Below are 26,815 nucleotides of genomic sequence, written 5' to 3'. Positions count from 1 at the left end.
CCGTCAGCCTCAGCTCGTGATTCGGAAGTCCGATGGCGCCTCATCCAAGGAGGCCTGTTCGGTCACGACACTGGAAACGGACGCGCCGACGGGTCCGTTCCAAAACTGTTTCAACATTGCGGAAACCGCCGCATCCTGTCCGGCGATCAATGCGGTCACAGATCCGTCATCTTCGTTTCGCACCCAGCCGGTCAAGCCGAACCGCTGTGCCTGGGTCTTTGTCCATATGCGGAAGCTGACGCCCTGGACCCTTCCCGATATGTGCACGAGCGTCGCCTTGCGATCATCCGTCATGACCACCTCCCTCAATGCCTTTTCGTGAATGTGAAGTGCATGAAAGGAAATGCAAGCACCTTCTGTGCACGCAGTACGGCGCAAAGCATCTTTCAGCCGTAGAGATAGTTCGGAAGCCAAAGTGCCATTCCCGGCCAAACATACATGATGACCATGCAAAGGATGACGATCAGCATGTAGGGCATCATACCTGCGAAGATCTGGTTGAGCGTGACGTGCGGCGGTGAAACGCCCTTGAGATAGTAAGCCGACATCGCCACCGGCGGCGACAGGAAGGCTGCCTGCAGATTGACGAAGACGAGGACGCCCCAAAGGATGGGGTCGATATCGAAGTGTCTCAGCATCGGCAGGAAGATCGGCACGAAGATAATGATGATCTCGGTCCATTCCAGCGGCCAACCAAGAATGAAGATGATCGCCTGCGACAGGATCATGAACTGCACCGGTGTCAACTCAAGCGCCAGCACCCATTCTTCGATCAGCGCCTGCCCTCCCAGGATGGCGAAAACGGCGGAGAAAAGCGCGGAGCCGACGAAGAGCCAACAGACCATCGCCGTCGTCTTCGCCGTCAGGAATACTGCCTCCTTGGTGCGTTTCCAGTTGAGCGTTCTGGCCTGGAATGCCAACAGGAAGGCGCCGGCCGCGCCGACTGCGGCAGACTCGGTTGCCGTCGTGATACCGAACAGGATGACGGCGAGCACGACGATAGTGAGGACCGCGAGCGGCATGACGGAGGACACCAGAAGCTTTATTACCTGAAGCCGCTCCGCACCCATGTTGTAGTAGTAGCGGGAAAGGGCCGCAGCAGCGATTGCTGCAACGAGTGCGAACGACACGTAGAAGCTCGTCGCCGGGCCATTGACCATGGCAGCGCCCGCATCCGCCGCAGGCGCTCCGAGCTGCTCCAGCCCTTCCGGGGCTTCCGCCTCGCCTAAGGCCTGCGGATGGATAACAACATACCACCACACCAGCAGCAGCGTGAATGCAGTCAAGGAGAAGGGCACGAGGGCTGCACAGAAATTCTTGAGGAGCGTCCAGTAGGTGAGCCGTCCCTCAGCCGTTTCGAGTGCCGTCGCCTTCGATGGCGAGGTCAATGCACGCAGAAGACCGAGCATCATGTTTTGCGAATAGGCCGCCTGGAGACTGCGCATCCAGCTTGCCACCGGAACCCGCGTCTGCTCCTCCGGCAAGGCGGGCGCGACTTTCGGGTTGATCGCCGCCCAGGTGAGAATATAGGCGAGATAGAGGAACGCGAGGAAGAAACCTGGAAACATCGTCGCAGCGTAGAGCTTGACCACGGACTGCCCGGCAACCGCCGCATAGACAATGATCATCACCGAGGGCGGGATCAGGATGCCCAGCGTACCGCCCGCGGTTATGACGCCGGAGGCAAGCTTCACGTCATAGCCCGCTCGCAACATCGGGCTCATGGCGATCACCCCCATCAGCACGACGACGGCGCCGACGAGACCGCTCGCAATCCCCCAGAACGTGCACACGATCAGGGTTGCCACGGCAAGCGACGCAGGAACGCGCCGGAACGACAGCTGGATGCTGTAGAACATCTTGTCGACCAGCGCGCCGCGCTCCATCACGTAGCCCATCAATACGAAGAGCGGGATGGAGATCAAGACGTCGTTGGTCATTGCTCCGTAGGTGCGCTGAACCATCAGGTCGAAGACGCGATTGTCGATCCAGTGCTCGGCGGGATTATAGAAGGCGTAGAAGCCGAAGAGCATGCCGAGCCCCATCAGCGTGAAGGCGGTCGGGAACCCCATCATGATGACGACCACGATGAGAAGCAGCATCATCAGTCCGAGGAACGGATCGCTCACGTTTCGATATCTCCCCCCATTCCCCGTTGACGCGCGGCCCTGTCTAGGTCGTGGGCGCGCTCGATGGCTGCCTCGCGCGTCTTTGCGTCTACGTGCTCGCTTTGCGCAAGCTGCTCGGCAACAACGTCAATCTCCTCCACGTCCTTGAGCCGGGCCGGCCACGCGCCGGTCCTCAGGCAGACGATGCAGCGAAGGATTTCGGCAAGCCCCTGCAGCATGACGAGCGCGCCTGCCACCGGAATGACCGTCTTGAAGTAATAGATCGGCGGGCCTTCTGCGGTCACCGTCGAATGCTCGCCGATCCGCCAGGAAAGCGCCGCATAATCATAGCCGGCGTAAACAAGGGCAGCGACGCCAGGCAGGAAGAAGAGGACGTAAAGGACGAGATCGAGCCCGGCCTGGATCCGGGGCCTTAGCGAGCTATAAAGAAAATCGCCGCGCACATGCGCATTCTGCGCCAGCGCGTAGGCTCCGGCGAGCATGAACAGGGTGCCATAGAACATGTTGCTGGCGTCGAAGATCCACGCCGTCGGCATGTTCAGGATGTAACGCTTGAACACCTCGACGCAAACCAGCGTCATCAGGCCGATGATGAGCCAGGCCGAAGCTTTTCCGACCCACACGCTGACGGCATCCACCCTGAGCAGAAAATGCTGAACGTTCACGCGTGCCCCCGGGAAAGAGCATATCCTCACTGCAAGCATCACCGGGGCTCCTGCCCGGTGATGCTTGAATCATACGTCAGAGTTCCTTTGCCACCCCGTTCGGTCCGAAGTAGTGATCAAAGACCAAACGCCGGCCGACGACGGTGTCCTGCTCCCATCGCGTTGCCCGCTCCGCAAAGGCGATCTGCGATTGAAGAATCTCCTTGAACAGCGGGTTTTCGCCGGCCTTCTTCTTCACCACCTCGTCGTAGACCTCCAGTTGCCTTTTCAGGATCGCCTCCGGAGTCTTATAGAACTTCACCTTGTCGGTCGTCTGCATCTCGACATAGTCTTTCGAATAGCGGTCGATCGCCTTCCAGGCCATGTCCTGAGACGCCGCCTCGACGGCATTGATGATGATTGCCTTCATCTGTTCGGGCAGGCCGTCATACTTGGTCTTGTTGAACATGACCTCGAATTGCTCGGCATTCTGGTGATAGCTTTGCAGCATGCAGATTTTCGAAACGTCTGGAAAACCGAGGACCCGGTCGGATGAGGCATTGTTGAACTCGGCCGCGTCAAGCAGCCCGCGGTCGAGCGCCGCGACGATCTCGCCACCCGGCAAAGCGTTGACCGCCGCCCCAAGACCGGTGAACACGTCGATCGAAATGCCGACCGTGCGGAATTTCAGGCCCTGGATATCCTCGGCTTTGGCGACCGGCTTCTTGAACCAGCCGAGCGGTTGTGTCGGCATTGGGCCATAGGGGAACGAGACGACGTTCGCGCCGATCGATTCGTAAAGCTTGGCGAGCAGCTCCTTGCCGCCGCCATATTTATGCCAGGCAAGCAGCATGTTGGCATCCATCGCAAAGCCTGGACCCGAGCCCCAGAGCGCCAGCGCCGTCTGTTTGCCGTAATGATAGACAAGCACGCCGTGGCCGCCGTCGAGCGTCCCCTGGGAGACCGCATCGAGCAGGCCGAAGGCCGGCACAACGGCACCCGCCGGCAGTACCTCGATCTTGAGATCACCGCCGGTCATGTCGTTGACCTTCTGTGCAAAATCGAGTGCGAACTCGTGAAAGATATCCTTGGAAGGCCAGGTGCTCTGCCAGCGCATGTTGACCGGCCCCTGCGCCTTGACGACGCTTGGCGCCGCCATCATCGCCGCGCCGGCCATGGCTGCGCCGCTTAGGAATTTACGGCGCGACGTTTTCCTGTCGACCTGGGTTCTGCGTTTCATTTCTTCCTCCCGAAAGCATGGGCTTTTCTCGCCCTTTGATGGGCGGGATGAGGAAAGGGCATGCCGTGTCCGCCCGCATCCCGCTCATGATCTAGGTTCTTAACTTCAGATGATACTCCTCAACGAGCCCCAAGCAAAGATTGCAGAAATGGACACTTGAGCATTTCCTTAAATCCGCACGACTCATCGAAGGAAAACAGGCGATCGGGAAGATGGTTTGTGAATCTCCGCCCAATTCTAGAAAGGAGAATTCTCAGCCTTTGCGAGCATCCGGCGGCAACGGCGGAAGTCGATGATCGTATGCCAGAGCACGGCAGCCAGGATGATTGTACCGCCCAAGAACGTGGCGGCCGGCGGTTGTTCGGCAAAGAACAGCCAGACCCAGAAAGGAGTCAGAATGATTTCCATGGTGCCGAGAAGGGCAGCTTCCGCCGGCGCCATACGTCGTGCACCCGCAAGGAACAGAACCAGCGCAATGGAGAAATTCGTAGCCCCGAATGCCGCAAGCACGACCCAGTTGTGAAGATCAAGGGAACCGATCGAACCAAAAGGTGCAAAGAGGATAAGGGTGAGAAACGCACTGACGATAGTCGGGGGAAGGCTTGGCACATCGGGGTTGATGCGGGGAATGATGATGACAAGGGCAAATGAGACGGTCATTCCGAGCGCCAGAAGGTCGCCAGTTCCTGTGCCGCCGCCGATTGAAGAGGCCACGATGACCGCCACTCCCGAGAAACAGACGCCTCCGGCAACGAGGGTTCGCCTTGCGACTTTCTCCTTCAGGATCAGCCAGCCGAAGAGGGCGGCAATGAAGGGGGCGGTGGCGTAGATCATCGTGACGTTCGCAACGCTGGTCATATAGAGTGCGCCGATGAAGCAGGCCTGACTGAAGGTCTGACATCCAATCATCGCAAGACCCGAGGGATGGAAGACCGAGCGCCATTGACGCCTGGAAAAGCCGCCTTCCAGGAAGAGGCTCGGAACCAGGAGAAAAAGACCGCCGAACAGCGAGCGCCAGGCGATCGTCGTCCACACATCGACAGTCAAGAGCCGCGAATAGAGGCCACTGGCGCTCCAGGCAAGAGTTGCGGCGACCACAAGAGCAATGCCTTTTTCGTGCTCGCTAAGCGCGAAGGAACGTGCCTGAAGATGGATGGTCATGCGGGCTGCCTTGGGACAAGACTGAAGCGACACGATCTGTGTGCGCCCGTAATTGACATCAGGCAAACGAATAGTAGAGATGTCTGCCATCGGATTTCTTTGTGGCTGCCCATGCGTGAACCAATTGAAAGCGACCTGCTGAGGACCTTTCTGGTTGTGACCGAAACGTTGAACTTTTCGGCCGCCGCCCAGCGCATCGGCCGAACCCAGTCGGCTGTCAGCGCTCAGGTGAAACGACTAGAGGACACGATCGGCGAAACGCTTTTCGAAAGAGGCGCGCGCGGCGTTGCTCTGACAGGCGCTGGAACGCAGCTCCTTCCCTATGCCCGACGGGTGATCGACCTTCTGAACGAGGCAACGGCGACGATCCGGACCAAGCCGCTGGACGGGCCTGTTCGCATCGGTATCCCCGAAGAATATAGTCAGACCGTATTGCCGGCCGCACTTGCTGCATTCTCCGTGCGCCACCCGGCCGTCGAGGTGACGATCTCTTGCGATTACACATCCCATAATCTCGCAGCGCTCGAACGCGACGAACTCGACCTCGCCGTCGTCTTCGACTGGAGCAATCAGATCAACGGCGAGGTTCTTTGCATCGACCCTACCGTTTGGGTGACCTCGCTGGTGCATCGGTTACACGACGCCGATCCGCTGCCGATCGCAATTTACAGAAATTCAACCTGGTGCCGCGATTTTGCACTTCGTTCGCTGGAGCAGCACGGCCGCAGATATCGCATTGCCTTCATTGCCGATACTAGTTCCGGACTGAAGAACGCGGTCGCCGCCGGGCTTGCCGTGACCACGCTCTCCCGCAGCAACATCCCGCCCGGATGCCGGGAACTGACGAGTGCTGATGGCTTTCCGCTGGTCGATTCCTCCCGGGTCGTATTGCGCCGCAGCCGGCATCATTCCACCGCGGCGATCCAGGAACTGGCCGAAAGGGTGCGGGAGGCCTTCCAGCCTATGGCCGCTCTTGCGCCAACATGATGCGACGGCGAAGGCGTCGCCGGGTGTCGGAGGGGCTCTCGGAGAAGCTTGCTCGGTAGCTCCGGGCAAAGGCGGAAGCCGAATTGAAGCCGGTTGCGGCAGCGATATCGGCAAAAGATGCCTTGGTCTCGATCACCTTGCGACGGGCAGCATTCAACCGCAACGCCAGATAGTGCACATGCGGCGGCGCCCCAATGCTCTCCTGAAAGAGCCCCTGCAGGTGGCGCGCGCTGATGCCGACGCGGCGCGCAAGCCTGGCCAGAACCAAAGGCTGCTCGATGTTGTCCTCCATCAACCGGATCGCGTGAGCGACACGCGGATCGCGCATCCGCAAACTGACAGTCGATGGAGAAAGTTCGTGCTCGGAATGGAAATTTGCTTGTTCGTAGCTGAAGAGCCGGCTCACCTCCAGCGCCAGCGAATAACCTTGCCGCTGCCGGATCACCTCGAGCATCAGATCGACGGTCGGCAATGAGCCGGCAGTGGTCAGCCGCTTGCCATCGATGACGAAGCGGTCCCTTGAGGCACGAACTTGCGGGTAGGCGAGTGCGAAATCTTCGAAATCCTCCCAATGGATAGTCGCAGAATACCCATCAAGAAGGCTTGCTTCGGCAAGCAGCCACGTGCCGGATTCGATGCCGGCTATCATCCTTCGGTAGCGAGCAGCCTGCGAAAGCTGCATCTTCAGGGCCGGAGTGGCACTTTGCCGCCAGTTGTAGCTGGCGAGCACGAAGAGTGGCGCCGTATCGGCCTTTGCCTTGAAGGGCGCGCAGGCGGGAACCGGGATGTCGCTGGTGGTAGGAGCCGGATCGCCATCCGGGGTCAATAGACGCCAGCGATAGATCTCGCTGCCGGAAATGCGGTTGGCGCCTCGCAACGGCTCGATCACCGAGGCGATCAGGATCAGGTTCGTTTCCGGCAAAATCAGAAGGTCGATATCGAGCCGTTCTGTCGATCGCGTCAGCATTGACTCTCCACGATTTCCAAAACTGTATCATCTAGTTCCGTTAATGCAAAGCAATGGCCGGGGCTTTGCCGCGTAATAGCCTCAATACGAGGGAGAACAAAATGCCTCTTGTGATGAACCGCGATGTCTTCATCACCTGTGCCGTGACCGGCGCCGGCGATACGGTCTCGAAATCCAGCCACGTTCCCGTTACTCCCAAGCAGATCGCGGATTCCGCGATCGACGCCGCCAAGGCTGGGGCGGCAGTCGTTCACTGCCATGTCCGCGATCCGGACACCGGTGCCGCAAGCCGGCGCAACGACCTCTACAGGGAAGTCACCGATCGCATCCGCTCCGCCGAGATCGATGTCGTGCTCAATCTGACGGCCGGCATGGGCGGCGACCTGATTTTCGGCAATGTCGAAACGCCTCTGCCCCTCAACCCAAAAGGGACCGACATGGCGGGCGCCAGCGAGCGTGTCAGCCATGTCGGCGAATGCCTGCCGGAAATCTGCACGCTCGACTGCGGCACCATGAACTTCAGTCTCGGCGACTATGTCATGACCAATACGCCAGGCATGCTGCGCGCGATGGCGAAAAAGATGACCGATCTCGGTGTGCGGCCAGAAATCGAGGCGTTCGATACCGGCCATCTCTGGTTCGCCAAACAGCTTGCCGAAGAACGCCTGATCGAGGACCCGGTGCTGATCCAGCTCTGCATGGGTATCCCGTGGGGGGCGCCGGACGATCTCAATACCTTCATGGCGATGGTCAACAACGTGCCGCAGAGCTGGACCTTTTCGGCCTTCTCGATCGGCCGCAACGCCATGGCCTATCCGGCTGCGGCTATTCTCGCCGGCGGAAACGTCCGTGTCGGCCTGGAGGACAATCTCTATGCCGGCAAGGGCACGCTTGCCACCAATGCCCAGCTTGTCGAAAAGGCAGTCCAGGTGGTCGAAGGCATGGGCGCGCGCATCATCGGACCGGAAGAGGTCCGAAAGAAGCTGAAACTGACGAAGCGCTGAGGGCCGGATGATCAAGATCAACAAGGCAGCCTGCATAGGCGGCGGCGTCATCGGCGGCGGATGGATTGCCCGCTTCCTTCTGGCCGGTATCGACGTTGACGTCTTCGATCCACATCCTGACGCGCGCCGCATCATCGGCGAGGTCCTCACCAATGCCGAACGGGCCTATGCGATGCTGACAGGCGCACCGCTGCCAAAACGCGGCAAGTTGACCTTCTGCGGCAGCTTGGAAGAAGCCGTCGTCGATGCCGACTGGATCCAGGAAAGCGTGCCCGAACGGCTCGACTTGAAGCGTAGCGTGTTAGCCCAGATCGACGCGGCAGCGCGACCGGATGCCTTAATTGGCTCCTCGACGTCGGGCCTGCTGCCGACCGATCTTCAGCAGGACATGCAGTATCCGGAACGCCTCTTCGTCGCCCATCCCTATAATCCGGTCTATCTTCTGCCGCTGGTCGAGATCGTCGGCGGCGAGAAGACGGCGATGGCGACGATCAAGGCCGCGATGGAAAAATTGCCGCCGATTGGCATGAAGGGCGTTCACATCGCGAAGGAGATCGAGGCTTTTGTCGGCGACCGCCTTCTCGAGGCGCTCTGGCGCGAAGCCCTCTGGTTGATCCATGACGATATCTGCACAGTCGAGACGCTTGACGACGTGATCCGCTATTCCTTCGGCATGCGCTGGGCACAGATGGGTCTCTTCGAGACCTATCGGATTGCAGGTGGCGAGGCTGGCATGCGTCACTTCCTCCAACAGTTCGGTCCCTGCCTCGCATGGCCCTGGACGAAGCTCACCAATGTGGTCGATCTTGACGACGCGCTCGTCGAAAAAATCGGCCAGCAGTCCGATGAGCAGGCAGCCGGCCGTTCCATTCGTGAACTCGAACGAATTCGCGACGAGAATCTCGTCGGTATCCTTCAGGCCCTGAAGGGGTCCAATGGCGGCAAGGGCTGGGGTGCCGGAAAGCTGCTTAAGGATTTCGAGCACGCGCTTTGGGCAGCGAGCGGAAAGACGAAGGCATCATCGGATCTCTCGCAACCGCTGCGACTGGTCGAAACCAAGGTCAGCCCCGCCTGGGTCGACTATAATGGCCATATGACCGAGCACCGTTACCTGCAGGTTTTCGGCGACACTTCGGATGCCCTCTTGCGCCTCATCGGTGTTGATCTCGCTTATGTTGAGGCGGGGCAAAGCTATTATACGGTGGAGACCCATATCCGCCATCTCGGAGAGGCCAAGCTCGGTCAGGCGATCCACGCAACCTGTCAGGTGCTTTGCGTCGATGAAAAGCGGTTGCAGGTGTTCCACACGATCCATGACACGGCGGCTGGCGAGGCGATTGCGACCGCCGAGCACATGTTGCTGCATGTCGACACAAGGGCCGGCAAAGCGATACCCGCCGCAGCTGGGGTGCTTGAGAAAGCCGGGTCCATCGCCGCTGCCCATGCGGCTCTCCCCCGTCCTGAAGGAGCCGGCCGCCACGTCGGTCAGAAGCGTTGGGGTTCGTCATGAATTTTGCTCTCAACGAAGAACAGGAGATGATCGTCAAAACGGTCCGCGGCTTCGTCGAAACGGAAATCTATCCGCACGAAAACGCCGTCGAGCGCACTGGCGTCGTCGCGCCTGAACTTGGCCAGGCGATCCGGCGCAAGTGTATCGAACTCGGCTTTTACGCCTGCAATTTCCCTGAAGAGGTTGGCGGCGCCGGGCTCGACCATACCACTTTTACCCTGGTGGAGCGGGAGCTTGGCCGCGGCTCGATGGCCCTGACGGTCTTCTTCGGTCGTCCCTCGGGTATTCTCATGGCCTGCGAAGGTGACCAACGGGACCGGTATCTGCTGCCGGCTGTGCGCGGCGAGCGGATCGACGCGCTTGCAATTACCGAGCCGGATGCCGGCTCAGACATGCGCGGCATGAAGTGTGCGGCCCGCCGCCATGGGAGCGATTTCATTCTCAATGGCACGAAGCATTTCATCTCGCATGCCGACGTCGCCGATTTCGTCATCGTCTTTGCCGCAACCGGCGAGGAGGAGACACAGAAGGGAACGAAGAAGAAAATTACGGCCTTCCTCGTCGACCGCGGCACGCCGGGCTTCGAGATCCTCAAGGGATATGATTCCATATCGCACCGCGGCTACCACAATTGCATCTTGAACTTCACCGATTGCCGGCTTCCCGAGAGCCAGGTGCTGGGCGGGATCCATCGCGGATTCGATATTGCCAATGAATGGCTCTACGGCACGCGGCTGACAGTTGCCGCCACCTGCGTCGGACGGGCCCGGCGCGTCTTCGACATGGCCCTTCCCTACGCTGCCGAGCGCAGGCAGTTCGGCAAGCCGATCGGGGCCAATCAGGGCGTTTCTTTCAAGCTCGCGGATATGATCACCGAGATCGATGCGGCCGATTGGCTGACGCTTGCTGCAGCCTGGCGGCTCGATCAAGGTATTGGCGCCAACCGCGAGATCGCCTCGGCAAAGCTCTACGCTTCCGAAATGCTTGCGCGCGTAACTGACGAGGCGATCCAGATCTTCGGCGGGATGGGTCTGATGGACGATCTGCCGATTGCCCGTTTCTGGCGGGATGCGCGGGTCGAGCGCATCTGGGACGGCACTTCCGAGATCCAGCGCCACATCATCAGCCGTGAGCTGCTGCGGCCATTCGGAGCATGAAACGATGACCCAGCGCTCGCTCGACCGCCTGCTCAGACCTCAAACGATCGCTGTCTTCGGCGGTCGCGAGGCGCATCGGGTTATCGAGCAGTGCGACCGAATGGGGTTCGGTGGAGACGTCTGGCCCGTCCATCCAAAACTCGAAGAGGTTCATGGACGGCGCTGTTATCGTTCGATCCTGGAACTGCCCGCCGCGCCAGATGCCGCTTTCGTCGGCGTCAACAGGATGCTGACACTCGACATCGTCAGAGATCTTGCTGCAAGAGGAGCAGGCGGTGCGGTCTGTTACGCATCGGGCTTTAGCGAGGCGGCCGGCGAATTGGCCGACGGTGCCGATCTTCAAAGGCGCCTGCTGGACGCGGCGGGCGACATGCCGATCCTCGGGCCGAACTGCTATGGTTTGATCAACGGTCTCGATGGCGCATTGCTCTGGCCCGACCAGCATGGGATGCAACGTGTCGACCGCGGCGTTGCAATCCTTACCCAGTCCTCAAATATCGCGCTCAACCTGACCATGCAGACGCGCGGCCTGCCCATCGCCTATCTGGTCACGGTCGGCAACCAGGCGCAGACGTCACTTTCAGACGTCGCCTACGCGCTGCTCGAGGACCCTCGCGTCACCGCAGTCGGGCTTCACGTAGAGGGTTTCGGAAGCCTGCCGGCGCTCCAGGCGCTCGCGCTGCGAGCACGCGAGCTGAGAAAGCCGGTCGTTGCACTAAAGGTCGGGAAATCCGAGCAGGCGAAACGAGCGACGATTTCTCATACGGCCTCGCTTTCCGGCAGCGACGCGGTCGCCGATGCCGTTCTTGGCCGTCTGGGGATCGGCCGTGTCGGCTCATTACCGGAGTTGCTGGAAACGCTAAAACTCCTGCATGTTGCCGGACCGCTTACCGGCAATGCGATTTCCTCGATGAGCTGTTCAGGTGGTGAAGCGTCGCTGATGGCGGATGCCGCCGTCGGTCGCGCCGTAGAATTTCGCGCCTTGCGGCCTGGGCAGCTGGCGCCCCTTCGCCTCGCGCTCGGGCAAATGGTCACCCTTTCCAATCCCTTGGACTACCATACGTTTGCGTGGGGCGATCTCGGTCGCCAGACGGACGCTTTTACGGCAATGTTTGAGGGCGGCTATGCGCTCAACCTCGTCGTGCTTGATTTCCCGCGGACCGACCGATGCGATGCTGCCGACTGGACGACGACGGTCGATGCGATCGTTGCCGCTTCAGCCTCCACCGGTGGGTTTGCAGGCGTTGTCGCGACGCTGCCCGAAAATATGCCTGAAGATCGTGCCGTCAGCCTGATGAAGAGAGGCGTCGTACCTTTTTGCGGCATTTTCGAAACGCTTGCAGCAATCGAAATCGCAAGCCGCATCGGTCGGGAATGGAGCGTTCCACCAGAGCTACGCCTTCTCGACGTGCCACAAGTCGAAGGCGAGATCGAAACGTTGGATGAGGCCGATGCAAAGGCAGCGCTCTCGGCCTTTGGCGTTCCCGTCCCTGCCGGTTTCGTTGCGAATTCTCCGCAAGAGGCGATGGAGCGCTCGGACGAGCTCGGCTATCCCGTCGCGCTCAAGGGGCTCGCCATTGAGCACAAGACCGAGGCGGGTGCGGTGGCGCTCAACTTAAAGGACGCAACGGCGGTATTCGACGCAGCCACATCGATGAACGGCACCAAGGCATTCCTGGTCGAAAAGATGGTGGAGCACAGCGTCGCAGAGCTGATCATTGGAGCAGCACGCGATCCTGTCTTCGGATTGACACTCACAGTCGGTTCGGGCGGAATTTTGGTGGAATTGCTCGAAGATTCCGCCATTTTGTCGCTTCCAACGACAAGAACGGCGATAACGGAGACGATTTCGCGTCTGAGGATCGGAAAATTGATCAACGGCTATCGTGGCCGTCCAAAAGGCGACCTCGAAGCGGTTGTCTTCGCTGTCGCAGCAGCGGCAGATTATGTCGTAAAGAATGCCGCGCGTCTGGAGGAACTGGACATTAATCCATTGATGGTTCTTCCTGAAAACAAGGGCGTTGTCGCAGTCGACGCCCTTATACGGCGAAGGAGGTAGCAGAAGTTGAGCAGCTCCATTCGCACGAGACGCGACGGCGGCATTTTCGAGGTCATCATAGACCGGCCGAAAGCGAACGCCATCGATCTTGCAACGAGCCGCGAGATGGGCGTTCTTTTCCGCGACTTTCGAGACGATTCAGCCCTGCGCGTAGCAATCATTTCCGGAGCCGGCGAAAAATTCTTTTCCGCAGGATGGGATCTCAAGGCGGCAGCGGCAGGCGATGCCGTCGATGGCGACTACGGCATCGGAGGCTTCGGCGGGATGCAGGAACTGCGCGATCTTAACAAGCCGATCATCTGTGCTGTCAACGGCATCTGTTGCGGCGGCGGTCTGGAGATTGCCCTTTCGGCGGATTTGATCGTCGCGGCTGAACATGCGACCTTCGCGCTGCCGGAAATCCGCTCGGGAACGGTTGCGGATGCAGCTTCCGTCAAGCTTCCCAAGCGCATCCCCTACCATATCGCAATGGACATGCTCCTGACGGGACGCTGGCTCGACGTCCACGAGGCCCATCGCTGGGGCTTCGTTAACGAGGTCGTCGCGGCCGGCAAATTGATGGACCGTGCATGGGAAATTGGCCGGCTGCTCGAAAGCGGACCGCCGCTTGTCTATGCCGCAATCAAGGAAATCGTGCGCGAAGCGGAGGGAACAACGTTTCAGACTGCCATGAACAAGATCACGAAACGGCAGCTGGCAACCGTCGATACCCTCTATTCGAGCGGAGACCAATTGGAAGGCGCGCGGGCTTTCGCGGAGAAGCGAACCCCAATGTGGAAAGGAAAGTGACGAGGCGGCGGCAACCGCCATTTTCCCGCATGATCTCGGGCGGCGCAGGCGGAAGAGGAAACCGCATGCCGCCAATTGCCCGAAAGTTCTGTCAACGCATCAAGAAGAAGGAACAGGGGAATGAACGGCTATACGAAATATCTCACAAGTCGCGTAACTGCCGGTGGACTGAGCCGCCGTGAATTCATCGGACGTGCCATGGCAGCAGGCATCACGCTGGCGGTTGCCGATAAACTCTTTACTGAAAGCGCACAGGCGGCGGAGCCGAAGCGTGGCGGTCATCTGAAGCTCGGCCTCGAAGGTGGGGCAGCAACCGATTCCAAGGATCCGGCAAAATTCCTGTCGCAGTTCATGTTCTGCGTCGGCCGCTGCTGGGGCGATATGCTCGTTGAATCCGATCCGCTGACGGGGGCTGCAGTCCCTGCGCTTGCCGAATCCTGGGAGCCGTCGAAGGATGCGGCGACCTGGACCTTCAAGATCCGCAAGGGCGTCAAATTCCACGACGGCAAGGAATTGACAATCGACGACGTCGTCGCGACGCTGAAACGCCACACGGACGCCAAGTCCGAATCCGGCGCCCTTGGCGTGCTGGGATCGATCAAGGACATCAAGGCGGATGGCGGCAATCTCGTATTGACGCTGAGTGAAGGCAATGCCGATATGCCACTTTTGCTCACCGACTATCACCTGGTGATCCAGCCCAATGGCGGCAATGACGATCCGCTCGCCTCGATCGGCACCGGCCCCTACAGGCTGACGAGCTTCGAACCGGGTGTTCGCGCAACTTTCGAGAAGAACAGGGACGACTGGCGTTCCGACCGCGGTTATGTCGATTCTATCGAAATCATCGGCATGAATGATGCTACCGCCCGTATCGCAGCGCTGTCATCCGGCCAGGTACACTACATCAATCGCGTCGATCCGAAGACGGTCGATCTTTTGAAGCGCGCACCGAACGTGGAGATTCTGTCGACCTCCGGCCGCGGCCACTACGTCTTCATCATGCATTGCGATACCGCGCCGTTCGACAACAATGACCTGCGCCTTGCCCTGAAATACGCCATGGATCGTGAAGCCATGGTCAAGAAGATCCTTGGCGGTTATGGCAAGGTCGGCAACGATTTCCCGATCAACAATACCTATGCGCTGTTTCCCGAGGGCATCGAGCAACGTGCGTATGATCCCGACAAGGCGGCATTCCATTACAAGAAGTCCGGTCACAGTGGCTCTGTTCTGTTGCGCACCTCCGAGGTGGCCTTCCCGGGTGGAGTCGATGCGGCCGTTCTCTATCAGGAAAGCTGCAAGAAGGCGGGCATCGAGATCGAGGTCAAGCGCGAGCCCGGCGACGGTTATTGGACCAACGTCTGGAACGTCCAGCCCTTCTCGACGTCTTATTGGGGCGGGCGGCCGACGCAGGACCAGATGTATTCCACCGCCTATCTGTCGACAGCCGACTGGAACGACACACGCTTCAAGCGACCGGATTTCGACAAGCTGCTGTTACAGGCGCGCGCCGAACTCGATGAGACCAAGCGCAAGGACATGTACCGGACGATGGCGATGATGGTGCGTGACGAAGGCGGGCTCATCCTGCCGATGTTCAACGACTTCGTGAATGCTTCCACCAAGCAGGTAAAAGGCTATGTTCACGATATCGGCAACGACATGTCGAACGGTTACGTCGCGACCCGCGTCTGGCTGGAGGCCTAGCACGTGAAGGGGTTAACGCCCCTCATCTCTAACGCAGCCAGGACCGTGGGAATGCTCCCCGCGGTCCTCCCGACGTTTCAGCACGAGGCCTTTGCCATGTCCAATCCTCCGTCAGGTCACATCTTGCCCGGCCTGAGGTTCAAGCAGCGTTTTCCTCTGCTTGCCCTTATTCTCGAGCGCTTCGTGCTCAGCATCATCCTGCTCTTTGCCGTCTCCGTCGTGATCTTCGGAGGCCTGGAAGCACTGCCCGGCGATTTCGCGACAACCTATCTCGGCCAGTCCGCAACCCCTCAAGCCGTCGCCAATATCCGTCAGGAACTCGGGCTGAACCGTCCGGTAACGACGCGCTATTTCGAGTGGCTCGGCGATGCCCTACGGGGTGACTTCGGCTCGTCGTGGGCCAGTAAAAATTCCGTCGGCGAGCAGATCGGCAAGCGTCTTGGCAATTCACTCTTCCTTGCGGGCTTCGCTGCCGTCATCTCGGTACCGCTTGCCGTCGGTCTCGGTATGCTCGCCGTCCATTTCCGCAATCGTCTGCCGGACAAGATCATCAACATCATCTCACTGGCGGCGATTTCGCTGCCTGAATTCTTCATCGGCTATCTCCTGATCCTTTTCTTCGCCGTCAAACTCGGTGTCGCGACCTTTCCGGCGACCGTCTATGAAAGCATGGGCCTCGTCGACCGACTGAAGGCGATCGCCCTACCCACGGCAACCCTCGTTCTCGTCGTCCTGGCGCATATGATGCGAATGACGCGCGCTGCCATCCTTTCCGTTATGTCTTCAGCCTATATGGAAACTGCCGAGCTCAAGGGGCTCGGTGCCTTCCGATCAATCGTCAAGCACGCAGCCCCCAACGCGCTGGCGCCGATCATCAATGTGGTGGCGCTCAACCTTGCCTATCTCGTCGTCGGCGTCGTAGTTGTCGAGGTCGTCTTCGTCTATCCCGGCATGGGTCAGTATATGGTCGACGCTGTCACGGTTCGCGACATGCCGGTCGTGCAGGCCTGCGGTCTCATCTTCGCTGCCGTCTATATCTTCCTGAACATGGTGGCCGACATCCTCGCCATCATCGCCAATCCGCGACTGAGGCACCCGCGATGAGATTGCAAAATGTTCCCCTCACGGCCTGGATCGGTATGTTCGGCATTGCAGCCGCCTTCATCTGCGCGATCTTTGCGCCCTTGCTTGCCCCCTATGGCGAAACGGAAGTGGTCGGCAACGTCTGGCAGATAGCCGATGGCCAGTATTTCTTTGGGCTCGACAATCTCGGACGCGACATCCTCTCACGTCTGATCTTTGGCGCCCGCACGACGCTGTTTGTCGCCCTTGCCGCGACGATCATCTCCTTTTCGCTCGGCATCATCTTGAGCTTCACAGCGGCCGTCTCGCGCGGATGGATCGATATGGTCTTCTCACGATTCAACGATCTGATGATGTCGATCCCGACGCTGATCTTCGCGCTCGTCGTTCTCGCCGTGTTGCCACAAAACCTGATCGTGCTGGTTCTCGTGATGGCGATTCTCGATTCCACCCGCGTTTACCGTCTCGGTCGGGCGGTCGCGCTTGATGTCGCCGTCATGGAGTTCGTCGAAGCCGCGAAACTGCGCGGCGAAGGCAAGACCTGGATCATCTTCCGCGAGATCCTGCCAAATACGCTGACACCACTGCTTGCCGAATTTGGCTTGCGCTTCGCCTTCTCGATCCTGTTCTTGTCGACGCTTTCTTTCCTCGGTCTCGGCATTCAGCCGCCAGCCGCCGATTGGGGCGGCATGGTCAAGGATAACAAGGACGGCATCATCTTCGGAATTTCCGCAGCCCTTGTTCCCGGTTCGGCGATCGCAGCCCTTGCCGTCTGCGTCAATCTCGTGGTGGACTGGCTGTTGAAACGTACGTCCAGCCTCAAGGGAGGGCGCGGCGATGCCTGAGCTTCTTTGCGTCCGCAATCTGAAAATCGAAGCGACCAGCTATCCCCCCGGCGAGCCGCCGAAGCGCGTGACGATCGTCGATGACGTGTCCTTCGACCTGAAAAGGGGCAAGGTTCTTGGCCTCATCGGCGAATCCGGCGCAGGCAAATCGACGATCGGGCTTTCTGCCCTGGCCTATGGTCGAGGCGGTGCCGAAATTGCAGGCGGCGAGGTTCGTCTCGACGGCCAGAATATTCTCGCACTCAACAGGGACGGTATCCGCCGGATCCGCGGTGCGCGCGTCTGCTATGTCGCGCAGTCGGCGGCAGCCGCTTTCAATCCCGCACACCGGCTTGGCGATCAGGTCATCGAGGCCTCGGTGAAACATGGGCTCATGACCAAAGAGGAAGCGAAGGAAAGGGCAACGTACCTGTTTCGGGTGCTTGGCCTGCCGAACCCCGAGACCTTTGGAGATCGCTTTCCCCATCAGGTCTCCGGCGGCCAGCTGCAGCGCGCCATGACGGCCATGGCGCTCTGCCCCAATCCCGAACTCATCGTCTTTGACGAGCCGACGACAGCGCTTGACGTCACGACCCAGATCGATGTCCTTGCCGCTATCAAGCATGCGATCGAAAAGACACGCACGGCAGCACTCTATATCACCCACGATCTCGCCGTGGTTGCTCAGATTTCCGACGACATCATGGTGCTGCGCTACGGAAAGCAGGTTGAGTATGGCAGCGTGCAGCAGATCATCGAGGCGCCGCGGCAAGAGTATACGCGTGCCCTCGTCAATGTGCGTCAGGCTGTTCGAGAAGAAGCACCCGACCAGTCCGATACGCTCTTGAAGGTCGACCATGTCAGCGCTGAATATTCCAACGGCCTCAAGGTACTGCACGATGTCTCGCTGCATGTTCCAAGGGGCCAGACGCTTGCCGTCGTCGGCGAATCCGGTTCCGGAAAGTCGACGCTTGCGCGCGTCATCACCGGTCTTCTGCCGCCGAGCGAGGGCAAGGTGTTTTTCAACGGCAATCCTTTGACGTCGAATGTCAAAAGTCGCTCGCATGACGATCTGAGGCGCATCCAGCTAATCTACCAGATGGCCGACACGGCGATGAACCCGCGCCAGACCGTGCGCGACATCATCGGCCGGCCACTTACGTTCTATTACGGCCTGCGCGGGGCAGCCAAGACCGCTCGGGTCAAGGAACTGCTCGATCAGATCGAGATGGGCAACGGCTTCATCGATCGCTACCCGGCGGAGCTTTCAGGGGGGCAGAAGCAACGTGTCGCCATTGCGCGGGCACTTGCCGCGAAACCGCAACTCATTCTCTGCGACGAACCCACTTCAGCGCTCGATCCACTGGTCGCAGAAGGCATCCTGAACCTTCTTCTGCGGCTGCAGGAAGATACGCAGCTTTCCTACATCTTCATCACGCACGATATCGCCATCGTGCGGGCGATCGCCGACAGCGTTGCAGTGATGCATCGCGGCAAGCTCGTCCGCTTCGGACCAAAATCCAAGGTGCTCTCCCCGCCATTCGACGACTATACCGATCTCTTGCTCAAATCCGTGCCCGAGATGGAGATCGGCTGGCTTGAGCGGGTGCTCACCACACGTAGGATGGAGAGCGCCGGCAACTGAATTCAGGGGGCGGATTTTCCCATCGGTCCGCTATTCCTCCGCATTTGCTGACCAGGACACCATGACCGAACGCGGCTTCACGACCATCGAAAACCATTGGATCGCCCTCAAAGACGGTACGCAGCTTGCAGCGCGCATCTGGATGCCTGACGACGCGGTGGCCGATCCCGTCCCGGCGGTCTTCGAGTTCTTGCCTTACCGCAAGCGCGACGGAACCAGCCTTCGTGATGAATCGACCTATCCCGTCTTCGCCGCTGCGGGGATTGCAGGGGTGCGCGTAGACATCAGAGGGTCAGGCGAATCCGACGATGTCATTGACGGCGAATATACCGAGCTCGAACTCGCCAACGCCTGCGAACTGATCGCCTGGATCGCTGCTCAGCCCTGGTCGAACGGTTCTGTCGGCATGATGGGTATCTCCTGGGGCGGTTTCAACAGTCTTCAGGTCGCAGCCCTTCGCCCGCCGGCTCTTAAAGCGATCATCTCCATCGCTTCGACGGTCGATCGTTTTAACGATGACATCCATTACAAAAACGGATGCCATCTTTCGGCTCAGCTTTCCTGGGCTGCAACCATGCTCGGTTATCAATCACGCCCGCCGGACCCTGCAATCGTCGGCGACCGCTGGAAGGAAATGTGGCTGCAGCGCCTTAAGCGCGAACCCTTCTTCATGGAAGAGTGGCTCAAGCATCAGCGCAAGGATGACTTCTGGCGTCATGGCTCGATTTCGGAAGATTTTTCCCGCGTCGACATTCCCGCACTTGTCATCGCCGGTTGGGCCGATGGCTACCGCAATACGCCGCTGATGGCGGTGGAAGGCCTTGGCGGCAAGGCGAAGGCGCTCCTCGGGCCCTGGGTTCACAAATACCCGCATTTCGCCTGGCCAAAGCCACGCACCGACTTTCACGGGGAGGCAATCACCTGGTGGAACCGCTGGCTGCGTGGCGACAAAAACGGCGCCGATGCGCTGCCGCAGGTGCGCGCCTATATCCTCGACGCCATCCGGCCGGCACCGCGCCGCGATTTCGACCCCGGCTTCTGGATCGCCAAGGATGTCTGGGAGCCGCCGAAGATGCAGTGCTTTTATATCGAGCAGTTCGGCCGGCTGACTGAGGGGATGCCAATCCCCCAGGCGCCGGAGCATCGCCTCTATCTCCGTTCACCGCTCGATACCGGGACTGCGTCGGGCGAATATTTCACGCTGAAGCCGGATGCGGAGATGGCTCTCGACCAGCGCGGCGACGATGCGGGGTCTCTCGTTTTCGACACCGTGCCGATTGCCGAAGACCATGACTATCTCGGCCGGCCGGAACTCACTCTCTCTCTTCGCTCAGAGGCGGCGACCGCCAATCTTTGCGTGCGTCTGGTCGATGTTCATCCTGATGGGACAGCGACACGCATCTCCTTCGGCGTGCTCAACCTTGCTCATCGCGACAGCAATGCCGCGCCGGAACCGCTGAAGACGGGAGAACGAACCACGGTGCGCATCGTCCTTGATGCCTGCGGCTATCGCGTCCGCCGCGGTCACCGCATCCGCCTTTCACTCTCGACTGCCTATTGGCCGCTGATACTGCCGCCTCCGGAAGACGCTGGCGTGAGCATCGATATAGCCTCGATCGGCCTTGCGCTTCCCAAACTCGGCGACCATCAACAGATCGAGATGAAGGCGCCTGAGCATCCTGATCCTCTGCCGAAGTATATCGAGCACGCTCCTGCTGCCACGAAAAGACAGGTCGTCCGTGATCTGTGCGGCAATTTTACCCATTATCAGATCCATGAGGACACCGGTCTTTTCGAGCATCCCGAGACTGGGCTTTCGACACGGCAGCTGAGGCAAGAAGTCTGGTCGATCGCACCCGACGATCCTCTCTCGATGACCGGCACTTCGACGTGGACATGCGACATGCAGCGCCCCGGCTGGTCTATCCGCACCGTGTCGACGGCCTGGATCTCCTGCACTAAGACGAGTTGGATGACCAGCGCCGTTGTCACGGCCTATGAAGGCGAGACTCAGGTCTTTGAAAAGATCTTCGCAGAAAAGCAGATCCCGCGGGACCTGATGTAATGTCATGGTCCAGCAAAGCGGCTGGCGGCCTCGCACACTGCCCGAAAGCCGATGCGAGCTCCATCGCTCATATGACGCGCTCTTAGCCAGGCGTGCACCAATTGCGGCTCTTCGCGGAACCAGACCTCCACACCGGCCTTCGCAAGCTTGGCCGCGTAGTGGCGGCCATCGTCGCGCAGCGGATCGAAATGAGCAACGGTGATGAAGGCGGGCGGCAGCTCCGCAAATGAGGCGGCGGCAAGGGGTTCGGCGACGGGATCGCCTGGCGGAGCCTTCAGGCTTGCGCGGTAATAGGCGACGTCCGACGTTTTCAACCCCGGTGCATTTTCCATTTCACTGTAGGACCCGGATACAAGATCTCCACCAAGCGTCGGATAGATCAGCACCTGGCCAGCAATGCCGAGCAATCGCTGCTGCTGCGCTCTGATCGCCAATCCAGCGGCAAGATTGCCGCCAGCACTGTCGCCGATCAGCACGGCCTGCCTGCCTGAGACGAGCAGGTGTTTCAACACCTCGAAACAATCATCCGTTTGCGCCGGCCATCGATATTCGGGCGCAAGGCGATAATCGACCGAAATGAGCTCGGCACCGGCAAAATCGGCAATCTCGGCGCAGATCGCGTGATGGCTCTCAAGCGATCCCACGACAAAGCCGCCGCCATGCAGATAAAGCAGGACAGTTTCTGTCCTGATCGCCTTCGGCCGATAATGCCGTGTTGCTATCCTGTCGAGAACGAGGGCATCCTCAGTCGTCAGTCCCTCCGGCAGGGGCTGGTCGAAACGCGCACAAAGAGCATCGTACCATTGCCTTTGCTGGGAAATGGGAGCAGCCACCGCATCAGCGGGATAGAAGCTGTCACAAATTGCAAGGAACTGCCGAATCCCTGTCTCTGTCGGCATCGGATGATGCAAAGGCGTACCTCTTTTTGGTCGACGTTGCGTCCGTTTATTTCCTCGTAAAATCCGCTGGGTCGGCTTTGTGCTGGAATTCCTAAACCTGCTGGATCAGCGTGCGCCCGATGAATTTCGGCGGCTCGCCGCGCAAGACGAGGGACGTTGTTACGGCCCCGAACCTCGCGATCGAATCCACGATCGTCTCGAGGTCTCCCGGTGACGGGACCAGAACCTTCAAGAAAAAGCAGTCCTCTCCCGTCAGCCGCAGCACTTCTATGACATGCGGCATTTCGGAAAATTGCTTCAAACATGCACGGATGTGCTCGTGCGTCGTGCGAAGGCGCACGACCGCCATCATTCCCAATCCTAGTCGGGTGGCATCGATACGTGCTCCGTATCCAGCGATGATGCCACGTTCTTCCAGCCGCTTTACCCTCTCCGACGTCGCCGGTTGAGACAATCCAATCTTGCGCCCAAGTTCCGAAATCGCAATCCGTCCGTCCTCCTGCAATGCTTCAATGATGGCGATATCGGTCGGATCGAGCAGGAAGCGGCCGTTTTGGGCAGGTGTCATGCTTTGACCTTTAGTTCATCGGAAATCGGATGTGTTTTCCGATGATTGCCTATTCCAGAGACAGATGGAAGACGCCATTTTCCCGACGTGAAAGGAGAAAGCATGGCCGACATCATCATTCTGCCCGGTATTGGAGGATCAGGGGAGACACATTGGCAAACGCATTGGGAGCGGACAAATCCCCGAGCGATCCGTTTTCAACCGAAGAGCTGGGATAGGCCGGATTTACCGGACTGGGCCGCAGCGCTGGAGCGAACCGTCGCCGCCACGAAAAATGCGCCGCTGCTGGTGGCGCACAGCCTGGCGTGCCTTCTGGTCGTCCATTGGCAGCGCATTTCTTCTCTTCCCGTCGCAGGCGCCTTCCTTGTGGCGGTTCCCGATCCACGGTCCGAGGCCTATCCGCCTAAGGCTGCCGGTTTCGCCGACCCGCCGGAAGGCAAGCTCCGTTTTCCCTCTGTCGTCATTGCAAGTTCTAACGATCCTTATGGCAAGATTGAATATGCCCGCATGCGGGCGGCCGAATGGGGCAGCCACATTGTCGAGGTCGGAGCACTCGGCCATATCAACGGCCGCAGTGGGCTTGAGGACTGGCCGAGTGGGCTAGCCTTGTTCCAGGCCTTTGCCGAAAGCATTTCCAAGAGAACATGAGCAAGCGACTGCTGCCGAGCGGCGGCGCGAACGAACCTTCATCCGGAAAGCCGCTCGGATATCCGTAGTGATGGAGCCGCGTGAGTGAACTACTTCGTGTAGAGCGCCCGCGAGCGTTCGAGATGCTTCAGAACCGCTGCCTCGGCACCATCGGCGTCGTTTGCGGCAAGCCGCTCAAGAATTTCCTCGTGCTCGACCAGTGTAAGCTTTTCCTTGCCGGTCCAGATGAGCATTTCGGTGTGATATTCCTTCAGCCATGCGAGCATTGCCTCACTCACTGCGACGAATATCGGATTGCCGGAAATCTGAGCGATGCGCGTATGAAACTGCATATCCGCGGCGATGAATTCTTCTGCGTGTCCCAATGCGCGGCGCTGGCGGTCGATAATGTCGCGAAGCGCGTCGACGTCGCTCTGCTTGGTACGCTGGGCGGCCTCCCGCGCCATGCCCCGTTCGAAGAAAATTCGGGCGCTCTTCAGATGCTCCAGAGAATCGGCCGACTGGGACAGCATGATCTTCGCTGTCAAATCGACCTGACGGAAGATCGATTGAGCCGTCAGTTGCAGTACCTTGGCACGTTCACCATGGGAAATGTTCACGAGCCCCTTATTGGCAAGTGACTGCATCGCTTCGCGGATTGCAGGACGACCAACGCCAAAGCGCTCCATGAGAACGCGTTCGGACGGCATTTCATCGCCAGGCTGAAGTTCGCCTGACGTAATCATCCGCTCGAGTCGATCAAACACTTCGTCGGACAGTTTCCGGCGGACGATTTGTTCGATGGGTTGTGTCATAAGATCTCGCTGGCTCAAAATGTCTCCTCCTACCATCTTCCATGCCGAGAACAAAGCTCAGCCCGAAATGCGCGCATCGAAAGATTCCACTTTTCATCGATTGGAATACTGATTATACCAGATCATAAGTTGACGCCATGACAATCTTTCGTGGCGACAGGAGCAACCTGCACGTCATGATGATTACGCTGACCTACCGCATCGAGACGCCTGGGAGCGTCGAATCAATGGCGGACAAGATCGCAAGCGACCAGTCGACCGGAACCTTCGTGCCCGTTCCGGGTGAAACCGAGGAGCTGAAATCGCGTGTCGCCGCCCGAGTGCTGGCGATCCGCCGCCTCGGCGATGCAGGTCGTCCAACATGGCCGGAGGTTGGGCCCGGCACTCTGCTCCACCGCGCCGATGTCGACATCGCCTTTCCGCTGGACGCGATCGGCACAGATCTTTCGGCCCTGATGACCATCGCGATCGGGGGCGTCTACTCCATCAAGGGCATGACCGGCATTCGCATCGTCGACATGAAGCTGCCGGACGCATTCAAGGGTGCTCATCCGGGACCGCAGTTCGGCATTCCCGGAAGTCGCCGCCTGACCGGGGTAGAGGCCCGTCCGATCATCGGAACGATCGTCAAGCCGGCCCTTGGCCTGCGGCCGCATGAAACGGCGGAGCTTGTCGGCGAACTCATCAAGTCCGGCGTCGACTTCATCAAGGATGACGAGAAGCTGATGAGCCCTTCCTATTCGCCGCTCGAGGAGCGTGTCGCAGCGATCATGCCGCGCATTCTGGACCACGAACAAAAGACCGGCAAGAAGGTCATGTATGCGTTCGGCATCTCGCATGCCGACCCCGACGAAATGATGCGCAACCACGACATCGTCGCCAAGGCCGGCGGCAACTGCGCCGTCGTCAACATCAACTCGATCGGCTTCGGCGGTATGAGTTTTCTTCGAAAGCGTTCCAATCTGGTGCTGCATGCGCATCGCAACGGTTGGGACCTGCTGACGCGCGACCCTGGCGCCGGCATGGACTTCAAGGTCTATCAGCAATTTTGGCGGCTGCTAGGCGTCGACCAGCTCCAGATCAACGGCATCCGGGTAAAATACTGGGAACCGGACGAAAGCTTCATCGCATCGTTCAAGGCCGTCACCACGCCGCTCTTCGACGCCTCCGACTGCCCGCTTCCGGTTGCGGGATCCGGTCAGTGGGGAGGACAGGCCCCGGAGACCTACCAACGAACCGGCCGTACCACCGACCTTCTCTACCTTTGCGGCGGCGGCATCGTCAGTCATCCCGGCGGACCGGCCGCCGGCGTTCGGGCGGTACAGCAGGCCTGGCAGGCCGCAGTCGCCGGCATACCATTGGAGGCCTACGCTAAGGATCATCCGGAGCTTGCGGCTTCCATTGCAAAGTTCAGCGACGGAAAAGGCGCCTGATCGCGATGGACAAGCTTCTCGTCAGCTACTACGGCGATGACTTTACCGGCTCCACCGATGTCATGGAGGCCTTGGCGTCGAACGGCATTGCGACTGCGCTCTTTCTCGACATCCCTACGCCCGAAATTCTCGCCCGCTTCAAGGGTTGCCAGGCGATCGGTATTGCGGGAACAAGCCGCAGCGAGACACCCGCATGGATGCAACAGCACCTGACGCCCGCTTTCGAATGGCTGAAGTCGCTGGGCGCCGAGATATGCCACTACAAGGTCTGCTCGACCTTCGATTCCAGTGCTGAGATCGGCAGCATCGGCAAGGCGATCGAAATCGGCCGGACGACGTTCGCTCAGTCCATCGTGCCTGTCATCGTTGGTGCGCCGCAATTGAAGCGTTATACCGCCTTCGGCAACCTCTTTGCCGCCTACCAGGGCCGTATCTATCGCATCGACCGGCACCCGGTGATGCGCTGCCATCCGGTAACTCCGATGGATGAGGCCGACCTTGCCGTCCACCTGGCAAAGCAGACCCGCGTTCCCGTTGCAGTCGCCGACCTTGTTGCGCTCACATCCGCAAACGCCGACGCGCGTATCGACGAACTCGCGTCGATTTCAGACGGGATTGTGCTCATCGATGTCGAATCCGAGGCGACGCAGGTGGCTGCAGGTAAACAGCTACTCCGTCTTACCAGCAAATCCTCGAGTTTCGTTGCCGGCTCGTCGGGGGTCGAATACGCGCTTCTCAGTGCCTGGCGGCGAAACGGCATTATCGGCGAAAGCAGCATCGAGTTTGCCGATGTCGGCCCGGTTGACCGCCTCGCCGTCGTCTCCGGCAGCGTATCTCCGACGACCGAGCGTCAAATCCGAAATGCGGTCCATGACGGCTTTGAAAGCATTGCACTCGACCCTCTTGCACTGGTGTCGGAGGATAGCGAACGCTCGGCGGATGAGGCGGTACAGGCCGGCACCCGAAAGCTGAAGGAGGGAAAGAGCGTCATTTTCTATACCGCCCTTGGCCCATCGGCGGACGTTGGCGTCCACATCGACATGGTCCCGGGCGCTCGTCACAAGCTCGGAAGCGTGCTCGGCTCGGTCTTGCGCCGTTTGATCGAGAGCGAAGGGCTTTCGCGGGCCGTCATTGCCGGTGGCGATACCTCCAGTCATGCACTCAGGCAGTTGAAGATCGACGCTCTGACGACGCTACTTCCGCTTCCCCACACACCGGGTTCTCCGCTTTGCCTCGCGCATGGCAGCTATGAGCCGACGAATGGCCTGCAGATCGCTCTTAAGGGTGGCCAGGTTGGATCCGACGGCTATTTCGCGCAGATCCGCGATGGAAGGAAGAACTGAGATGAGCTTCTGGGTCGGCACCATAAGACCGTCGACGAAGTGCTCGCCTTCGCGCACCCTGCGCGGATGCCGACCGTGAACGTGACATTCGCATCCAGCGGTTCGTCATCCCTTCCTTCATCGCTATTTCCAAAGTCGGCGCCTAGAACATGCACC

Annotated in this window: 23 protein-coding genes; 14 read left to right on the top strand and 9 right to left on the bottom strand. The window is 59.6% G+C overall.

Annotated features, from left to right (window positions below; translation table 11 throughout):
• Nucleotides 1-9: 9 nt before the first annotated feature.
• The 5 genes from ISN39_RS23145 to ISN39_RS23125 all read right to left on the bottom strand — a co-directional run bounded on the left by ISN39_RS23145 (nt 10) and on the right by ISN39_RS23125 (nt 5,174).
• Entirely contained in the window at nt 10-294 is a 285-nt protein-coding gene (locus ISN39_RS23145) for an acylphosphatase (protein ID WP_074072602.1), read from the bottom strand.
• Nucleotides 295-386: 92 nt separating this feature from the next.
• Nucleotides 387-2,129, bottom strand: a complete 1,743-nt coding sequence (locus tag ISN39_RS23140; protein WP_194730606.1) for a TRAP transporter large permease subunit — start codon at nt 2,127-2,129, stop codon at nt 387-389.
• The gene (locus ISN39_RS23135; RefSeq protein WP_074072604.1) at nt 2,126-2,833 is read right to left on the bottom strand and encodes a TRAP transporter small permease subunit; all 708 of its coding nucleotides are present in this window, start codon (nt 2,831-2,833) and stop codon (nt 2,126-2,128) included. The genes ISN39_RS23140 and ISN39_RS23135 overlap by 4 nt, the downstream gene beginning before the upstream one ends.
• A gap of 37 nt (nt 2,834-2,870) precedes the next feature.
• On the bottom strand, nt 2,871-4,013 hold the full coding sequence (locus ISN39_RS23130) for a TRAP transporter substrate-binding protein (RefSeq protein ID WP_194730605.1): 1,143 nt from the start codon (nt 4,011-4,013) through the stop codon (nt 2,871-2,873).
• Nucleotides 4,014-4,250: 237 nt separating this feature from the next.
• Entirely contained in the window at nt 4,251-5,174 is a 924-nt protein-coding gene (locus tag ISN39_RS23125) for a DMT family transporter (RefSeq protein WP_194730604.1), read from the bottom strand.
• Between the two features lie 111 nt (nt 5,175-5,285).
• Here ISN39_RS23125 and ISN39_RS23120 point away from each other — a divergent pair, with 111 nt between their 5' ends.
• Nucleotides 5,286-6,161 carry a LysR substrate-binding domain-containing protein gene (locus tag ISN39_RS23120; protein ID WP_194730603.1) on the top strand — a complete coding sequence of 292 codons (876 nt, stop codon included), beginning with the start codon at nt 5,286-5,288 and terminating at the stop codon, nt 6,159-6,161.
• On the opposite strand, the gene ISN39_RS23115 is transcribed toward ISN39_RS23120, so the two are convergent.
• A complete protein-coding gene (locus ISN39_RS23115; RefSeq protein WP_194730602.1) occupies nt 6,136-7,128 on the bottom strand; it encodes a GlxA family transcriptional regulator in 993 nt (330 codons plus the stop codon). The two genes, ISN39_RS23120 and ISN39_RS23115, sit on opposite strands and share 26 nt — an antisense overlap.
• A gap of 101 nt (nt 7,129-7,229) precedes the next feature.
• Between ISN39_RS23115 and ISN39_RS23110 the strand changes: the two genes are divergently transcribed.
• The 10 genes from ISN39_RS23110 to ISN39_RS23065 all read left to right on the top strand — a co-directional run bounded on the left by ISN39_RS23110 (nt 7,230) and on the right by ISN39_RS23065 (nt 20,974).
• Nucleotides 7,230-8,132, top strand: coding sequence for a 3-keto-5-aminohexanoate cleavage protein (locus tag ISN39_RS23110; protein WP_194730601.1), 903 nt, complete (start codon nt 7,230-7,232; stop codon nt 8,130-8,132).
• A 7-nt stretch (nt 8,133-8,139) separates the two neighbouring features.
• Nucleotides 8,140-9,642 (top strand): carnitine 3-dehydrogenase, encoded by a 1,503-nt coding sequence (locus ISN39_RS23105; protein ID WP_194730600.1) that lies wholly within the window; start codon nt 8,140-8,142, stop codon nt 9,640-9,642.
• The gene (locus ISN39_RS23100; protein WP_194730599.1) at nt 9,639-10,799 is read left to right on the top strand and encodes an acyl-CoA dehydrogenase family protein; all 1,161 of its coding nucleotides are present in this window, start codon (nt 9,639-9,641) and stop codon (nt 10,797-10,799) included. Before ISN39_RS23105 ends, ISN39_RS23100 begins: the two co-directional genes overlap by 4 nt.
• 4 nt (nt 10,800-10,803) lie before the next feature.
• Entirely contained in the window at nt 10,804-12,858 is a 2,055-nt protein-coding gene (locus tag ISN39_RS23095; RefSeq protein WP_194730598.1) for an acetate--CoA ligase family protein, read from the top strand.
• 6 nt (nt 12,859-12,864) lie between these two features.
• A complete protein-coding gene (locus tag ISN39_RS23090; RefSeq protein WP_194730597.1) occupies nt 12,865-13,647 on the top strand; it encodes a carnitinyl-CoA dehydratase in 783 nt (260 codons plus the stop codon).
• Nucleotides 13,648-13,767: 120 nt separating this feature from the next.
• Entirely contained in the window at nt 13,768-15,357 is a 1,590-nt protein-coding gene (locus tag ISN39_RS23085) for an ABC transporter substrate-binding protein (RefSeq protein WP_194730596.1), read from the top strand.
• A gap of 96 nt (nt 15,358-15,453) precedes the next feature.
• Nucleotides 15,454-16,461, top strand: a complete 1,008-nt coding sequence (locus ISN39_RS23080; RefSeq protein WP_194731886.1) for an ABC transporter permease — start codon at nt 15,454-15,456, stop codon at nt 16,459-16,461.
• Nucleotides 16,458-17,285, top strand: coding sequence for an ABC transporter permease (locus tag ISN39_RS23075; protein WP_194730595.1), 828 nt, complete (start codon nt 16,458-16,460; stop codon nt 17,283-17,285). The genes ISN39_RS23080 and ISN39_RS23075 overlap by 4 nt, the downstream gene beginning before the upstream one ends.
• A complete protein-coding gene (locus ISN39_RS23070) occupies nt 17,278-18,909 on the top strand; it encodes an ABC transporter ATP-binding protein (protein WP_194730594.1) in 1,632 nt (543 codons plus the stop codon). The genes ISN39_RS23075 and ISN39_RS23070 overlap by 8 nt, the downstream gene beginning before the upstream one ends.
• A 61-nt stretch (nt 18,910-18,970) precedes the next feature.
• The gene (locus ISN39_RS23065) at nt 18,971-20,974 is read left to right on the top strand and encodes a CocE/NonD family hydrolase (protein WP_194730593.1); all 2,004 of its coding nucleotides are present in this window, start codon (nt 18,971-18,973) and stop codon (nt 20,972-20,974) included.
• 2 nt (nt 20,975-20,976) lie between these two features.
• Here ISN39_RS23065 and ISN39_RS23060 read toward each other — a convergent pair whose 3' ends face one another.
• Entirely contained in the window at nt 20,977-21,873 is an 897-nt protein-coding gene (locus ISN39_RS23060; RefSeq protein ID WP_194730592.1) for an alpha/beta hydrolase, read from the bottom strand.
• 91 nt (nt 21,874-21,964) lie between these two features.
• Complete coding sequence (locus ISN39_RS23055; protein ID WP_194730591.1) at nt 21,965-22,441, bottom strand: Lrp/AsnC family transcriptional regulator; 477 nt, start codon at nt 22,439-22,441, stop codon at nt 21,965-21,967.
• Nucleotides 22,442-22,543: 102 nt separating this feature from the next.
• Between ISN39_RS23055 and ISN39_RS23050 the strand changes: the two genes are divergently transcribed.
• Complete coding sequence (locus ISN39_RS23050) at nt 22,544-23,089, top strand: alpha/beta hydrolase (protein WP_194730590.1); 546 nt, start codon at nt 22,544-22,546, stop codon at nt 23,087-23,089.
• Between the two features lie 89 nt (nt 23,090-23,178).
• On the opposite strand, the gene ISN39_RS23045 is transcribed toward ISN39_RS23050, so the two are convergent.
• Complete coding sequence (locus ISN39_RS23045) at nt 23,179-23,883, bottom strand: transcriptional regulator NanR (RefSeq protein ID WP_074072620.1); 705 nt, start codon at nt 23,881-23,883, stop codon at nt 23,179-23,181.
• A gap of 176 nt (nt 23,884-24,059) precedes the next feature.
• Between ISN39_RS23045 and oiaX the strand changes: the two genes are divergently transcribed.
• Together oiaX and ISN39_RS23035 are read left to right on the top strand one after the other, a co-directional pair.
• The gene (gene oiaX / locus ISN39_RS23040; protein ID WP_194731885.1) at nt 24,060-25,316 is read left to right on the top strand and encodes a 3-oxo-isoapionate-4-phosphate decarboxylase OiaX; all 1,257 of its coding nucleotides are present in this window, start codon (nt 24,060-24,062) and stop codon (nt 25,314-25,316) included.
• Between the two features lie 5 nt (nt 25,317-25,321).
• A complete protein-coding gene (locus ISN39_RS23035; protein ID WP_194730589.1) occupies nt 25,322-26,659 on the top strand; it encodes a four-carbon acid sugar kinase family protein in 1,338 nt (445 codons plus the stop codon).
• Nucleotides 26,660-26,815: the final 156 nt, after the last annotated feature.

Source organism: Rhizobium sp. 007, assembly GCF_015353075.1.
Lineage (GTDB): Bacteria > Pseudomonadota > Alphaproteobacteria > Rhizobiales > Rhizobiaceae > Rhizobium.
This window is presented reverse-complemented; position numbering and strand designations above follow the sequence as displayed.

What these genes read in the sequence shown, in the direction of transcription:
- ISN39_RS23110 (WP_194730601.1), top strand. Translation starts at nt 7,230, where the DNA reads ATGCCTCTTGTGATGAACCGCGATGTCTTCATCACCTGTGCCGTGACC.
- ISN39_RS23145 (WP_074072602.1), bottom strand. Translation starts at nt 294, where the DNA reads ATGACGGATGATCGCAAGGCGACGCTCGTGCACATATCGGGAAGGGTC.
- ISN39_RS23060 (WP_194730592.1), bottom strand. Translation starts at nt 21,873, where the DNA reads ATGCCGACAGAGACAGGGATTCGGCAGTTCCTTGCAATTTGTGACAGC.
- ISN39_RS23085 (WP_194730596.1), top strand. Translation starts at nt 13,768, where the DNA reads ATGAACGGCTATACGAAATATCTCACAAGTCGCGTAACTGCCGGTGGA.
- oiaX (WP_194731885.1), top strand. Translation starts at nt 24,060, where the DNA reads ATGATGATTACGCTGACCTACCGCATCGAGACGCCTGGGAGCGTCGAA.
- ISN39_RS23135 (WP_074072604.1), bottom strand. Translation starts at nt 2,833, where the DNA reads ATGCTTGCAGTGAGGATATGCTCTTTCCCGGGGGCACGCGTGAACGTT.
- ISN39_RS23095 (WP_194730598.1), top strand. Translation starts at nt 10,804, where the DNA reads ATGACCCAGCGCTCGCTCGACCGCCTGCTCAGACCTCAAACGATCGCT.
- ISN39_RS23105 (WP_194730600.1), top strand. Translation starts at nt 8,140, where the DNA reads ATGATCAAGATCAACAAGGCAGCCTGCATAGGCGGCGGCGTCATCGGC.
- ISN39_RS23075 (WP_194730595.1), top strand. Translation starts at nt 16,458, where the DNA reads ATGAGATTGCAAAATGTTCCCCTCACGGCCTGGATCGGTATGTTCGGC.
- ISN39_RS23035 (WP_194730589.1), top strand. Translation starts at nt 25,322, where the DNA reads ATGGACAAGCTTCTCGTCAGCTACTACGGCGATGACTTTACCGGCTCC.
- ISN39_RS23070 (WP_194730594.1), top strand. Translation starts at nt 17,278, where the DNA reads ATGCCTGAGCTTCTTTGCGTCCGCAATCTGAAAATCGAAGCGACCAGC.
- ISN39_RS23125 (WP_194730604.1), bottom strand. Translation starts at nt 5,174, where the DNA reads ATGACCATCCATCTTCAGGCACGTTCCTTCGCGCTTAGCGAGCACGAA.
- ISN39_RS23050 (WP_194730590.1), top strand. Translation starts at nt 22,544, where the DNA reads ATGGCCGACATCATCATTCTGCCCGGTATTGGAGGATCAGGGGAGACA.
- ISN39_RS23100 (WP_194730599.1), top strand. Translation starts at nt 9,639, where the DNA reads ATGAATTTTGCTCTCAACGAAGAACAGGAGATGATCGTCAAAACGGTC.
- ISN39_RS23065 (WP_194730593.1), top strand. Translation starts at nt 18,971, where the DNA reads ATGACCGAACGCGGCTTCACGACCATCGAAAACCATTGGATCGCCCTC.
- ISN39_RS23130 (WP_194730605.1), bottom strand. Translation starts at nt 4,013, where the DNA reads ATGAAACGCAGAACCCAGGTCGACAGGAAAACGTCGCGCCGTAAATTC.
- ISN39_RS23080 (WP_194731886.1), top strand. Translation starts at nt 15,454, where the DNA reads ATGTCCAATCCTCCGTCAGGTCACATCTTGCCCGGCCTGAGGTTCAAG.
- ISN39_RS23055 (WP_194730591.1), bottom strand. Translation starts at nt 22,441, where the DNA reads ATGACACCTGCCCAAAACGGCCGCTTCCTGCTCGATCCGACCGATATC.
- ISN39_RS23045 (WP_074072620.1), bottom strand. Translation starts at nt 23,883, where the DNA reads ATGACACAACCCATCGAACAAATCGTCCGCCGGAAACTGTCCGACGAA.
- ISN39_RS23120 (WP_194730603.1), top strand. Translation starts at nt 5,286, where the DNA reads ATGCGTGAACCAATTGAAAGCGACCTGCTGAGGACCTTTCTGGTTGTG.
- ISN39_RS23115 (WP_194730602.1), bottom strand. Translation starts at nt 7,128, where the DNA reads ATGCTGACGCGATCGACAGAACGGCTCGATATCGACCTTCTGATTTTG.